Here is a 12043-nt window from a genome sequence, read left to right as displayed (position 1 = left end):
CGGAATCCTTTCTCATCAGCTTTTTCCTTGACCTCATTTCGGGGGTGCTTTCGTGCGCGCTATTTCCGACGTTCATGCAAAAATTATCAAAGCCGCGACCGCTGCTGCCTACGAAGCTTTAGGCGGCGTTAGCCGTGCTGCCGAAGCGCTGGGCGTGCGCTCGTCGACGCTGACGAAATATGCGTCTGAAGGCGAGGAGTGGCGCGAGACGTTCATTCGGATGGATCTGGCGGTAGAACTCGATCGGCGCACAGGTCACCCATTTTTGATGACGGCGATGTCCGAGGCAATCCGAGAAGATGCAGCCCCGTCTTTTGGTTCGATTACTGCGCTCGCTATTCTTCGGCTCGACGGCATACTCGGCGACGTCGTCCGCGAAGTGGCAAAGGCAATCGAGGACGGCCACCTGGATGCTGCCGAACGCCGTGCAGTACGCGAGCGCATCGCGGCAGCTCATCGGGATCTAGCGCGGCTTGACACTGTGATGATCGGCGGTGCGCTGTGACCGCAAGAGATGAAACGACCTCACTCGCTTTAGATCTTACAGCCCGTTTGTCGCCAGATCCCGTCGAGGCGACTGCTCAGATCATGACGACCGCCGCGATCGTGGCAGTCTCCGCAGGCCTCGACGATGCGAGTGCCGTGCGCGCCTTGAGCAGTGCTCTCGACGTTCTTCGCGAAAGTGGGATCGGGGAGGCGCGAAATTGACCTGCGTGCCATCAACCCTCGACGTCGTGCTCGTCCCTCCCGCCCGCGCCTTCCTGCGAAAGCTCGAAGGCGCGGGCGGTCGGCTTTTCATCCAGGCGCCGGCTGACCGTGAACATGTTCGCACGCTCCTGCCGCTTGGCCTGGTCGGGCCTGCAGGTGTGGATCGCCGCGCGATCGAAATCACCAACAAGGGCAGGGCCTATCTGACGCGCCTGCGGGGAGCGCACTGATGAGCAAATACGACCCCTACACGCCGCGGAACCCGGCTGTTCCGGCCGACGAGGCGATGAGTGAACGCCGGGAGACACGGGCAAAGGTAATCAGCGGCGGCCCGAACGTCGCGGCCGACCAGCTGCGCAGCTTCCTCGAACGGATTGAGCGCTTGGAGGAGGAGAAAGCCGGCGTAGCGGACGACATCAAGGAAGTGTTCGCCGAGGCCAAAGGCACTGGCTTTGATCCGAAAGTCATGCGCGCCGTGCTGAAGATCCGCAAGCAAGACCCGAATGAGCGAATGGAATTCGAGACAGTGCTCGACACCTATCTGGCCGCACTTGGCATGATCGATGGAGGCGTCAGTGGCTAAGCTGGCATGGGAAAGCGAGTTCTCGATCAAAACCGGAAACGGCGATATGGCCTCGGCCGTGCGGGTCGACGAGATCGTCATCGGGCATCGGCTGCGCAGCGTCGACCAGGTCAAGGTGGATGCGCTCAAAGTGTCGATCGCGGATCTCGGACTTCGGACGCCGATCTCGTTGTTTCTAGGCGGCGAAGACGGGAGGCAGATGTTTCTCGCGGCCGGCGCGCATCGGCTTGAAGCCGTGCGCCAGCTCGGGCGCGAATGGATCGCGGCCGTGGTGCGGGAGGAGGACGCGTTCGACGCCGAGCTGTGGGAGATCGACGAGAACCTTTGCCGGGCGGAGCTGACGCCTGCCGACCGGGCGCTGTTCGTGTTTCGCCGGAAAGAGCTTTACCTGATGAAGCACCCGGAGACGGATCTCGGGTCTAATCAGCACTCGCCGAGGGTTCGCCAAGTTGGCGAAGGCTCCGACGCGCCAAAGCGCTTCACGGCCGCAACGGCTGAAGCGACAGGCCAGTCCGAGCGCGCCATCCAGCGCGATTCAGAACGCGGCGAAAAGATCTCGGAGCAGGCGTTGCGCATGCTGCGCGGCACGCGCCACGACAAGGGCGTCGTACTAGATCGGCTCAAGAGCCTGCGCGCGGAAGAGCAGACGGTTTACGTCCGGGCCCTGTTCGAGGTCGATAAGGCCAAAGAAGCGGAAGCCAAAGAAATCCGCACCGAGAAGATGTCGACGAAACGGGCTGTCCGGACCGGTATCATCAACGCGATCGCGGCCCACGGGAAAGTGACGGCCGGCGAGATGCCGCGCGCTGCCTTTCCGATTGGTTACTGCGATTTTCCGTGGGAGCAGGAGGCATGGAGTGAGACGACGGGGCAGGACAGGGGTCTGATGTACCCTGCCATGTCCATTGAAGACGGGCGGGCGCTGTGTGCCGGCGATCGCTCTCCCTTTACGCCCGACGCACTGCTGTTCTTCTGGGTCACCACAAACCGGTTTTCTGACGGGCTTTCCATTATCGAGGCATGGGGCTTCCGTTATGTAACGGCGATCACCTGGGACAAAATGAACATCGGTATGGGCCGATGGGTCCGCGATCGGACCGAGCATCTGCTTATCTGCAAGCGCGGCGATTTTCCGGGTTTGGAAATGGGGACGCAGCCTGAAAGCCTTTATAGCGAGGCGAAGACGGAACACAGCCGCAAGCCGATGTGGTTTGCAAAAGAGATCGACAGGCTGTTTCCGGACATGCGAAAGCTGGAGCTTTTCCAGCGTAAAGAAAGCCTGCACTTCGCTGATGTGCGCAACGGTCCAACCTGGGCGTTCTGGGGCTTTGAGGCTGGCGAGCCGGAGGCCGTTCAAGAGGACGGGCCAGCACAGGTCGAGACGCCGGTTGCCGTGCCAGATGAGCCGCCGGATCAAGTTCGCGAGGCGATTCTGGCCGCCGGACTGGCGGGCAACGGCTTTCTCCTCGATCTAAACAGGGGCCTAAGCGGCCCTGCGAACGTACAGCTGCCATCGCGTCTTTTCCGTTTTCCTGTCGAATACATGGACAGGAAGCGGTTTGGCGGGGACGTCAGCCGCATCCTGCTGCGTCATCCGCTGCTTTGGGAACGGGAGGATGTCGCGCCTCTTCTGCATGAGATCGAGGCGAAAACGGGTGTTCGACCCGAATGGCAGGATCTTGACGAGTTCGGGCGGGACTTTGGAGCCCAGTGGCGCTGGTTCCATGCTGTCGATCTCTGCACCGATAGCCACTGGAAGGATCTGCTGGAGACGTTGCAGTTTACGGAGCGAGAAGAGGTTTTTGGCGCGGTGAAGTTCGCGTTGGAGTGCAAGAGCCTGTCCGTCAAGAATGCCCGCAGTATCATGGCTCATCTCTCTAACTCCGAGCCTGACGACCGCAGCGTCTCGTTGCTTCATGGCAAGGATCTCATGCCGTATGACGACGGCAAGAAGCTAATATCGCCGAACATCAGCACGCGCGGCGAGGCGGGCGCATGGCTCGTGATCCACGGGCTGGAGGACAAGTTCTTCAAGTATGCGGGGAAGTTCCTGAGCGTCTCGGCGGCGGGTATGGCTGCACGTGAGATGGCGAAGGGCAAGGTGGCGGCATGAGCCATCTCCCTATCGTCGAGCTCCTCGCGGACGCGCAGGACAACGCGGAGCGAGCGGCGTGGCTGCTCGCCGCACCGGTCTGCATCCTTGTGCGCGAAATGATCCCCGTACGCGCCATTCTGCGCTCCTCTGGCTGCCAGTGGGGCGTGCACGCGCTCGACATAGAAGTTGCCTGCGACAGCGCCCGGCGCGACCCAAAGACCGGCGAGGTGCCCGCTGCGCTGCTCGCCGCACGCACAGAGGCCCGCCAGGGCTTGATCAAGATCGCGCATGGAGATGCGCAGAGGGCAGCTGTATCATGAGTTTCGACGCCACCAACTGGGCGATCAAGCAGCGTGGTTTGCGGCCGGCTGCCAAGCTGGTGCTCTGGCACCTGTGCGACCGATACCATCCGGACTATGGCTGCTTTCCGAGTCAGGACACGCTTGCGGACGACTGCGAACTGCCGCGCTCGACGCTGAACGTTCATCTCAACGACCTCGAAGCGGCCGGGCTGATTGCGCGCGAGCAGCGGCGCACGAAGGGCACCCGACGTCAGGAATCCACGCGGTACCGCTTCCCGTTTGAGCCGGGTTTCGAGCGGCAAAATGCGCAAAAGCCGCGTCCAGAAACTGGACACGGGTCTGACGAAGCCGTGTCCAGAAATCGGCCCGAGCCGTGTCCAGAAAATGGCGAAAGCCGTGTCCAGAATCTGGACAGTAACCCTGTAAGGGAACCAGTAAGTGAACCAGTAAATTTGAGAGAGGGCGGGCGCGGGGCTTCGGAAAAGAACGACCAGCCATCGAGCGATGCGAAAAAGGCCGAGGCTGCTTTCTGGAAGCTGGTGAAGAACTGGCCCGGCTTCGATGGCATGCCGAAAGAGCCGGCGCTGATCGTTTGGATGAAGCTGTCCGACGACGAGCGCGAGCAAGCGACTGTCCGCTTTCCTGCCTGGCTGGCGATGCTGAAGGCGCAGAAGAAATCGCACGTACCTGCACCTTCGACCTATTTCCGGGAAAAGCTCTGGACGGCTGCTCCTGACCCGGTTGAAGCCGCAAAGCCGAAGACGGCCATTGCTGGCCCCTTTGGCAAGCTCTGGATGGCTACTCGCTTCGCAGAGCTGCTTTTGCCGCATGCCACGAACATACCTGGCCCTACGGGCTTCGAGCAGGCGCAGATCCGCGCTGGCAAGCTGACGCTCGCCGATGTGAAGGCGCAGAAGGTCACTCGCTTCGGCTGGCCACTGGTCAACGCAATGCATGAGAGCGCGGCCGACAGGCGCCCCACGCACTGCCCTCTGGCGCTGGAAGATGCTGCTTCTGACTTTCGTCAGGTACACCGAGAGAGCCCGCTTTTTGAGGCTTGGATGGCGGAGCATGAGCGGCGTGGTTGGCCGACACTTGATCGCAGGCGCGTGGCGGAATGGGTCTATTTTCCTGCTGTGGACGATGGCGAGGCACCTGCTGTTGCCCTGGAGCGCTTCGTGGATGCGATCTCGGATTATCTCACCACTCGGAGACAGGGCGATGAACATGCAGCATAGGAACGCCATCTATGACTTCACCAAGCCGGTACCGCTGCATCCGTTTGATGACGCGAAACTTCTTCGCTGCGGCATCAGCGAGCAGATGGCGATTCGCGATTTGTCGATGGCGAGCCGTAAGCTGGTTGCCGAGATCCCAGAGCAGGCTTCATGGTACTGCCTCCATGTCGAGCCTCGGAAAGAGTTCGCTGTGGAAAGTGCTCTTCTTGGTGCAGATGTAGAGGCACTAGTTCAGTGCGAACCAGGTGGCGTTGTGCTGCGCCGTGGTCGACTTTGGGAGAAGCCGCGCACGCCTTGGATGGCAGGCTATGTGCTTGTTCGGTGCGTATATTCTCCCGGTGCCATGATGTCGCTTCTCAGGCTTAAATTTGTCAGCGGCATCGTTGGCGGTCCTGCGCGGCCGCACAGGGTATCACAGCAGTCGGTCAATGATTTCAATGAGAAAGTAAGGGAGCTTACAGGGATTGCGCTGTCCAAAGCTTCAGCAACTGCGGAGGCTGCTGAGACACGGTTTGTCGTCGGCGAAAGGGCACGCGTCATGCTCGGTCCATTCGCAAAATTTGAGTGCGTGGTTGTCTCGATCGGGAAAGGAAAGAGCCCTCGTTGTAAGGCGATGACAAAGCTATTTGGGCAGGAAACATCTTTCGAGCTCCCACTTGCATCACTGGCGAAGCTGTGACTAGAAATGCGCAACGGATGATCTGCGATCTCAGTGCAACCCTTGGGCTTCGGCCCTGAATGTCTCGGCAGGACGCGAGGCAAAGAGAGGAAACTCTCAGGTAGGTAGCCGGGCAGACCCTCACCCTGACAGCCTCGATAGAGGCACCGATTCAGGGCCAGTGCGAAAGCTATGACCAGACGACGAGGCGGCCGAGAGGTCGCCTTTTGCATTCTAGAAGTATGCGTCTTCGTTCCATCAAGCCTACCATTCGCCAGATCGATGCGCGGGTCGTCAAGCCGAAGCCAAAGACGGCCGATGCCTTCTACCTGTCCCCGGAATGGCGGTCGCTGATGCACCGTCTTATCGCTGAGCGCGGTCGTCGGTGCGAGGAGGTGGGATGCGGTCGGGTCAACACACGCATCTTCGGCGACCACATCGTAGAGCTGAAGGATGGCGGGCCGTTGCTCGATCCCTCAAACATCAAGCTTCTCTGTGGCTCGTGCCACACGACCAAGACCTTGGCGCAACGTGCCAGGCGGATGGCGGAGCGGTTCTGATGGGTGAGCAAATGGACCAGGCCAAGGCCTTCATAGATGCTCTGCCGGACGGCGATGTCGTCGTTGTCACGGCGACCAACGAGGTGTCTCGTTGGTTGGCCAAAGGCATCCGTGAGCGCCGCGATCCAGTCATTTCGAGCAGGTGCCAGGTCATTGGTATCCTCAAGCGGTCATCTACCGCCAAGCTGATGGGCCGTCACGGCAGGGTCATCCTTCACGAGAGCTTTGTCAGTCACGCCCGACCAGAGGTTAGGGCTGAAGTCGAGAGACTGGCGCACGGCATCAACGCCATGACTGGACCCAGCGACTGAGCCTGACCACTCATTGCGGGCAGGAGTGCCGCAGGGGGGTAGGGGGTCGAAAGTCCACAGGGTCCAAGGGCCCCAACCGCTTGGGTGCGAGCGAGAGGTTTTTTTTGTATGCCTGCAGTTTTTGACCTCTTTGGTGATGAGGTTCCCGAGGGCTGGGGAAAGCGGGGACGCCCCCCTCATCTGGTCGATGATAAAAAGCGATGCAAAGTCAGACTGTTGCTGGCGATGGGCCGGAAGGAAGCGGAAATTGCCGCAGCTCTTGGCATCACGGAGCCGACTTTGCGCAAACATTATTTTCGAGAACTCGCCTGCCGGCAAACGGCGCGCTTCCAGCTTGAAGGCACCGTGCTCTTGCGCCTCTACGAGGAAGTCGAAGCGGGCAACGTCGCGGCGATCAAGGAGCTGGGCAAGAAGCTCGACAAGGCGGCGATCGCCGACAGCGACTTTGCCCGCCGGGTTGCCGAGCAGAGCCAGCCGAAAAAGCCGGCGAAGTTGGGCAAGAAGGAGCAGGCCCTTCAGGACGCGCGTACGCCGGATACCGCAACGCCGCTCGGTCGCCTGATGGCGATGCGGACCACCGACAATGACAAGTTGAACTGACATGACCGCGCATGTTCGTCAGGCAGTTGGATGGGATCTGAGTTGTGTCGACTGGGAGAACCGTATCCGCAACGGCCAGTCGCTGATCCCGGATCTTCCGTTGTTTGAGGAAGAGGCGGATCTCGCTGTCGAGATCTTCGACGAGCTCCGGCTCCCGGATGTCATTGGCCAGCCGAAGATGCGCGATGCTTGCGGTCCCTGGTTCCGCGGCATCGTCCGCGCCGCCTTTGGCTGCTATGATCCGAGCGAGCACGTTCGCATGATCCGCGAGATCTTCGCGTTGGTGCCGAAGGGGCAGTCGAAAACGACATACAGCGGCGGGTTGATTATCGTCGCCATGCTGATGAACCGCCGGCACAATGCCGAGATGCTGTTTATCGGCCCGACGCAGTCCGTTTCCGACCGGGCCTTCCTGCAGGCGGCAGGTATGATTCAGGCTGCTCCCGAGCTCTATGGCGGGCCCGGCCGGTCCGGCCGGTTTCACATCGTCTGGCACGAGAAGAGGATCGAGGATCTTCTGAACGGCTCGATGATGAAGGTGAAGACCTTCGCGCTCGACATTCTGACGGGCTCGATGCCTGTCGTGGTCCTGCTCGACGAACTTCATTTGCTCGGACGAAACCCGCACGCAGCGCAGGTGATGCGCCAGATCCGCGGCGGTCTCGAGAAGAATGCCGAAGGCCTGCTCATCATCATCACGACGCAGAGCGATGCGCCGCCGGCGGGCGTCTTCCGCGACGAGCTGATCACGGCGCCGAAGGCCTGCTCATCATCATCACGACGCAGAGCGATGCGCCGCCGGCGGGCGTCTTCCGCGACGAGCTGATCACGGCGCGCAAGATCCGCAATGGCAACTACCGGGGCAAGTTGATCCGGGCAATGCTGCCGATCCTCTACGAGTTCCCGGACGATATCGCCAGCGACCCGTTCAAGTGGCAGGACCCGGAGAACTGGGGAATGGTCATGCCGAACCTCGGCCGGTCGATGCGGCTTCATAGCCTGGTGCTCGACTGGGAAGGTGAGCGGGTCAAGGGCGAGCGCGATATCCGCATTTGGGCAAGCCAGCATCTCAACATCGAGATCGGTATTGGCATCAAGACCGATGCGTGGCCGGGGGCGGAGTTCTGGGACCGGCGGATCGATACGACGCTCACGATGAAGACGCTGATGGAGCGCTCGGAAGTCATCGTGGTCGGGATCGATGGCGGCGGGCTGGATGACCTGTTCGGTTTTGCAGCACTCGGACGTGAGAAAGAAACGAGGCGCTGGCTCAGCGTGTCGCGCGCATGGTGTCACGAGGGTGTTCTCGATCGGCGCCAGTCGATTGCCTCGACGCTCATGGACTTCAAGGCGGACGGTGATCTCACCATAGTCGACGACGAGCTGAAGGACGTTAGCGAGATCATTGAGATCATCGCGGAGATCAACGAGGCCGGGCTGCTCGCCTGCGTTGCGATCGATAACGAAGGTCCGTACGGCGAGTTCGTTGAGGAGCTCGCAAAGATCGGGATCACGCCGGAGGGTGGTCAGATAGAGGGCGTGGGTCAGGGCTACAAGCTGATGAACGCCATCAAGACCACCGAGCGAAAGCTGGCAAACGGCACCTTCGTCCACTCGGCGAGCCGAATGATGGATTGGTGCATCGGCAACATCAAGATCGAGCCGACCGCAACCGCGATTCGCGCCACCAAGCAGAACGCCGGCGACGCCAAGATAGACCCGGCCATGGCGCTGTTCGACGCGGTCACGGTGATGATTACCAACCCCGAGGCGGCCGGTCGGTCCGTCTATGAAGAACGTGGATTGAGGGTAGCCTGATGACAGAAGACACCAAGGCCGTATCGTCGTCGATCAGGATCGATCGGCAGACCGGCCGCGAGATCATCGGCATCTGTGGCGCAGCACTTTCGGGCTACGGCGCCTGGCTGCACTACCCGCCTGCGGGCTTCATGGTTGCCGGCGGCATTCTGGTCGGCCTGGCCGTTCTCGGCACTGTGCGCGGCGGACGNAGGCTACGGCGCCTGGCTGCACTACCCGCCTGCGGGCTTCATGGTTGCCGGCGGCATTCTGGTCGGCCTGGCCGTTCTCGGCACTGTGCGCGGCGGACGCTGAGCATGGGTCTGTTCTCCGCAATGCTTGGCGGCGTGCGTGCCTCGTCGGACAGCAAGGCACCGCCGCCGGCCGACGATGATCGCTGGTACGATGGCGGCGGTGTGTCCAGCATGAGCCTGTCCGGCCGCCGCGTCACTGAAGACGGTGCGATGCGCGTGTCGGCGGCCTACGCATGTATCGGCCTTCTCTCAAAAACAGTCGCGACGCTCCCGCTACGAATGTATCAGCGCGATCCTGTGACAAAGAAGCGTTCGGAGGCGCCATCGCATCCATTGAACGACCTTCTGGAGTACCAGCCGAACCACTGGCAGTCGGCTTGGGACTTCAAGGCGATGATGATGGGCCACCTCGCGCTGCGCGGAAATGCCTACTCTGAAATTGTCTCTGGACCGCGCGGGTTTGCCGACAGCCTCGAGCCGATCCATCCGGACCGCGTGCATGTCGAGCGTCTGGCCGATCAGAGCATCCGGTATCTGGTCGCCGACCCGATCAAGGGAAACAGGATCCTGCTGCAGGATGAGGTTCTCCATCTACGGTCGCACATGGCACCTGGCGGTCTCGTCGGCGTGAGCCCCGTGGCCTACGCACGCGAGACCATCGGACTGGCCCTGGCCGCCGAAGAGCATGGCGCTCGGCTGTTCTCGAATGGTGCACGGCCATCCGGTGTCGTGACTGTCGAGAAGCAGATGAGCGACGCGGCGTTTGAGCGTTTCAAGTCGCAGTGGAATGCGAACTTCTCAGGCCTCGGCAATGCCAGCAAGACGCCGATCCTGGAGCAAGGTGCCAAGTTCGAAAGCATCAGCCTTGATTCCGAAGAGGCGCAGTTCCTGCAAACACGCGAATTCCAGATCGAGGAGATCGCGCGCTGGTTCGACGTGCCGCTCGTCCTGTTGCACCACATGACCAAGACGAGTTCATGGGGTACCGGTGTCGAGGCCATTATGCTGGCCTTCGTTCGCAATAACCTGATGCCGTGGCTGAGCTGCTGGACCGGCGCGATCCGCCGCGATCTTATTCTCGCGCCAAACATCTATGAGGCCGCGTTCGATGTGGAGCCGCTGATTGCGGGCGATTCCAAGGCGCAGGCCGACTTCTTCTCACGGCTCGTTCTCAACGGGATCCTCACGCGCAATGAGGCCCGTGAGGCGCTGGGCTACAATCCGCTCGACGGTCTCGATGAGCCCCTCGTGCCAACGAACACTACGACGCCCGACAACATGCCGAACCACCGGTCCGACGACACGGCCAGCGCCTTGATCGGTCATAACGGCGGCCCCTCGATCTCTGACACTGTTCCGGAGCCTGATGATGACAATTAGATTTCCTCACCTGCATGCAGCCATCGTCCAGCACCCATGGGCGATCACGCCTGACCGGCTCCAAGCCATCGCGGAAGTCGTCGAGCGGCGTGCCGAGGGCATTCGCCTGTCGGCGAGTGAGATTGCAGCGCTCAAGGGCGAGCGTGAGCCGAACGGCGTTGCGACGCTCTTCAGTGCGGCCACCCTTGATCAGGTCGGTGTTTTCGGTCGCGGTGAGGGTGGTTCGCCGGCGCCGGTCGCTTCTGTTATCGCAGTCATCTCGGTGTTCGGCATCATCGCGCAGCATGCGTCTGAGGTCGACGACATCAGCGGACCAGGCGGGACCTCTACCGAGCGCGTGATGCGGAGCTTCCGCAATGCGTTGGGCGATGCATCCGTGAAGGCCATCGTGCTACGCTTCAACAGCCCAGGCGGAAACGTCCACGGCGTGCAGGTTCTGGCAAACGAGATCTTCAAGGCGCGCGGGCAGAAACCGATCATTGCGCAGGTCGACAGCCTGGCCGCGTCGGCAGCGTATTGGATTGCATCGGCCTGCGACGAGATCGTAGTGACACCCGGCGGTCAAGTCGGTTCGATTGGTGTTTATGGTTTGCATCGTGATGTCTCGAAGGCTGCGGAAGCGCAGGGCGTCAAGTTCACGTTCGTCTCGGCTGGCAAGTACAAGGTCGAAGGCAACCAGTACGAACCCCTGACGGATGAGGCGACACAAGCGCTGCAGGCCCAGATCGACGACTACTACCGCGACTTCACGACAGACGTTGCCCGCGGCCGCGGCGTCAAGGTCAGCGATGTTGTCGGCGGCTTCGGGGAAGGGCGCGTCGAGAAAGACAAGGTCGCGGTCAAGCTTGGCATGGCCGATCGGGTTGCCACGCTGGACGAGACGCTGCGCCGGGTCGCTTCCATGAAGACCGCATCCGGACCTCGCGCGGATCATGACACGATCCTGCATGCGACCGCCGATGCCACCGAACCGGAAGCGCCAGTTTTGCCTCCTGTTGACGTTCCATCAGACCCGCAGGTGAGCGGCAACGCGCTGGATGCTTCTGCGCCGTCCGCCACAGAAAGCGATCGCGATGCCTTCCGGCGCCGTCGCCACGCTCATCGGTCGCGCAACGGCTGATCACGCGCGGCCACGGATCCGATAGGCCGCATCCCACCGACATCTCTTCAGCGCCCCACGACCGCCGGGACAGTGGGCTGACTTCCTGCGCCCCATTCACCCGGTTCTCTCATCAACGGAGCATGTACATGACAATCAAGGTTCTTCGCCAGAAGCGCGCCGATCTGGTCAAGGAAGCGCAGAGCGCTTTCGATCTGGCCGCCTCCGAACACCGCGGCCTGACCGATCAGGAAGCCGCTCGCGACGACGCGATCTCTGCCGAGCTGACGGCGCTCGACGATCAGATCGTTCGCGCCGAACGCCAGATGGAGCGCCAGCGCTCGGTCGGTAGCGTGATTGACCCGAACGAAAACGCCGACCGCAACAATGCGCAGGGCCGCGAAGGCGCGCGCTTCTCCTCGCTCGGCGAGCAGATGCTGGCGATCGCCGGCGCCGCT

General features: G+C 61.5%; 15 protein-coding genes. All 15 read left to right on the top strand.

All coding sequences use genetic code 11. The features are described 5' to 3' along the window. The first annotated feature begins 52 nt into the window (after positions 1–52). Entirely contained in the window at positions 53–505 is a 453-nt protein-coding gene (locus ASG25_RS21750) for a phage regulatory CII family protein (protein WP_062479491.1), read from the top strand. A 208-nt stretch (positions 506–713) separates the two neighbouring features. Continuing rightward, positions 714–938, top strand: coding sequence for a hypothetical protein (locus ASG25_RS21745; RefSeq protein WP_156466921.1), 225 nt, complete (start codon positions 714–716; stop codon positions 936–938). Between the two features lie 56 nt (positions 939–994). Beyond that, positions 995–1291 (top strand): DUF2312 domain-containing protein, encoded by a 297-nt coding sequence (locus ASG25_RS21740; protein ID WP_062479583.1) that lies wholly within the window; start codon positions 995–997, stop codon positions 1289–1291. Then, positions 1284–3404 carry an MT-A70 family methyltransferase gene (locus tag ASG25_RS22440; protein WP_244479489.1) on the top strand — a complete coding sequence of 707 codons (2121 nt, stop codon included), beginning with the start codon at positions 1284–1286 and terminating at the stop codon, positions 3402–3404. The genes ASG25_RS21740 and ASG25_RS22440 overlap by 8 nt, the downstream gene beginning before the upstream one ends. Continuing rightward, complete coding sequence (locus ASG25_RS21730; protein ID WP_062479485.1) at positions 3401–3706, top strand: hypothetical protein; 306 nt, start codon at positions 3401–3403, stop codon at positions 3704–3706. The genes ASG25_RS22440 and ASG25_RS21730 overlap by 4 nt, the downstream gene beginning before the upstream one ends. Then, positions 3703–4926: a helix-turn-helix domain-containing protein gene (locus ASG25_RS21725; RefSeq protein ID WP_062479482.1), complete on the top strand. Its 1224-nt coding sequence runs from the start codon at positions 3703–3705 to the stop codon at positions 4924–4926. Before ASG25_RS21730 ends, ASG25_RS21725 begins: the two co-directional genes overlap by 4 nt. Further along, on the top strand, positions 4910–5605 hold the full coding sequence (locus ASG25_RS21720) for a transcription termination/antitermination NusG family protein (protein WP_062479479.1): 696 nt from the start codon (positions 4910–4912) through the stop codon (positions 5603–5605). The genes ASG25_RS21725 and ASG25_RS21720 overlap by 17 nt, the downstream gene beginning before the upstream one ends. Positions 5606–5826: 221 nt before the next feature. Continuing rightward, positions 5827–6144 (top strand): HNH endonuclease signature motif containing protein, encoded by a 318-nt coding sequence (locus ASG25_RS21715; RefSeq protein ID WP_062479472.1) that lies wholly within the window; start codon positions 5827–5829, stop codon positions 6142–6144. Next, positions 6144–6455, top strand: a complete 312-nt coding sequence (locus ASG25_RS21710; protein WP_062479469.1) for a hypothetical protein — start codon at positions 6144–6146, stop codon at positions 6453–6455. Before ASG25_RS21715 ends, ASG25_RS21710 begins: the two co-directional genes overlap by 1 nt. 84 nt (positions 6456–6539) lie before the next feature. After that, positions 6540–7055 (top strand): hypothetical protein, encoded by a 516-nt coding sequence (locus ASG25_RS21705; RefSeq protein WP_244479488.1) that lies wholly within the window; start codon positions 6540–6542, stop codon positions 7053–7055. 1 nt (position 7056) lies between these two features. Beyond that, positions 7057–7881, top strand: a complete 825-nt coding sequence (locus tag ASG25_RS23570; protein WP_244479487.1) for a terminase large subunit — start codon at positions 7057–7059, stop codon at positions 7879–7881. Positions 7882–7934: 53 nt separating this feature from the next. Beyond that, the gene (locus ASG25_RS23565) at positions 7935–8873 is read left to right on the top strand and encodes a terminase TerL endonuclease subunit (RefSeq protein ID WP_244479486.1); all 939 of its coding nucleotides are present in this window, start codon (positions 7935–7937) and stop codon (positions 8871–8873) included. 191 nt (positions 8874–9064) lie between these two features. Beyond that, positions 9065–10486 (top strand): phage portal protein (locus ASG25_RS21695; RefSeq protein WP_210168470.1); only part of this gene is annotated, 1422 nt, incomplete at its 5' end. Then, the gene (locus tag ASG25_RS21690; RefSeq protein WP_244479485.1) at positions 10473–11606 is read left to right on the top strand and encodes a S49 family peptidase; all 1134 of its coding nucleotides are present in this window, start codon (positions 10473–10475) and stop codon (positions 11604–11606) included. The genes ASG25_RS21695 and ASG25_RS21690, both read left to right, overlap by 14 nt. A gap of 128 nt (positions 11607–11734) precedes the next feature. Next, on the top strand, positions 11735–12043 hold a 309-nt coding region (locus ASG25_RS21685), incomplete at its 3' end, for a hypothetical protein (protein ID WP_200942864.1).

The sequence above is a fragment of the Rhizobium sp. Leaf384 genome (assembly GCF_001424065.1).
Taxonomy (GTDB): domain Bacteria; phylum Pseudomonadota; class Alphaproteobacteria; order Rhizobiales; family Rhizobiaceae; genus Ferranicluibacter.
This window is presented reverse-complemented; position numbering and strand designations above follow the sequence as displayed.

Coding starts and splice junctions, on each gene's coding strand:
- ASG25_RS21690 (WP_244479485.1), top strand. CDS start 10,473: ATGATGACAATTAGATTTCCTCACCTGCATGCAGCCATCGTCCAGCAC.
- ASG25_RS21710 (WP_062479469.1), top strand. CDS start 6,144: ATGGGTGAGCAAATGGACCAGGCCAAGGCCTTCATAGATGCTCTGCCG.
- ASG25_RS21725 (WP_062479482.1), top strand. CDS start 3,703: ATGAGTTTCGACGCCACCAACTGGGCGATCAAGCAGCGTGGTTTGCGG.
- ASG25_RS21715 (WP_062479472.1), top strand. CDS start 5,827: ATGCGTCTTCGTTCCATCAAGCCTACCATTCGCCAGATCGATGCGCGG.
- ASG25_RS21740 (WP_062479583.1), top strand. CDS start 995: ATGAGTGAACGCCGGGAGACACGGGCAAAGGTAATCAGCGGCGGCCCG.
- ASG25_RS21720 (WP_062479479.1), top strand. CDS start 4,910: ATGAACATGCAGCATAGGAACGCCATCTATGACTTCACCAAGCCGGTA.
- ASG25_RS23570 (WP_244479487.1), top strand. CDS start 7,057: ATGACCGCGCATGTTCGTCAGGCAGTTGGATGGGATCTGAGTTGTGTC.
- ASG25_RS23565 (WP_244479486.1), top strand. CDS start 7,935: ATGCTGCCGATCCTCTACGAGTTCCCGGACGATATCGCCAGCGACCCG.
- ASG25_RS21730 (WP_062479485.1), top strand. CDS start 3,401: ATGAGCCATCTCCCTATCGTCGAGCTCCTCGCGGACGCGCAGGACAAC.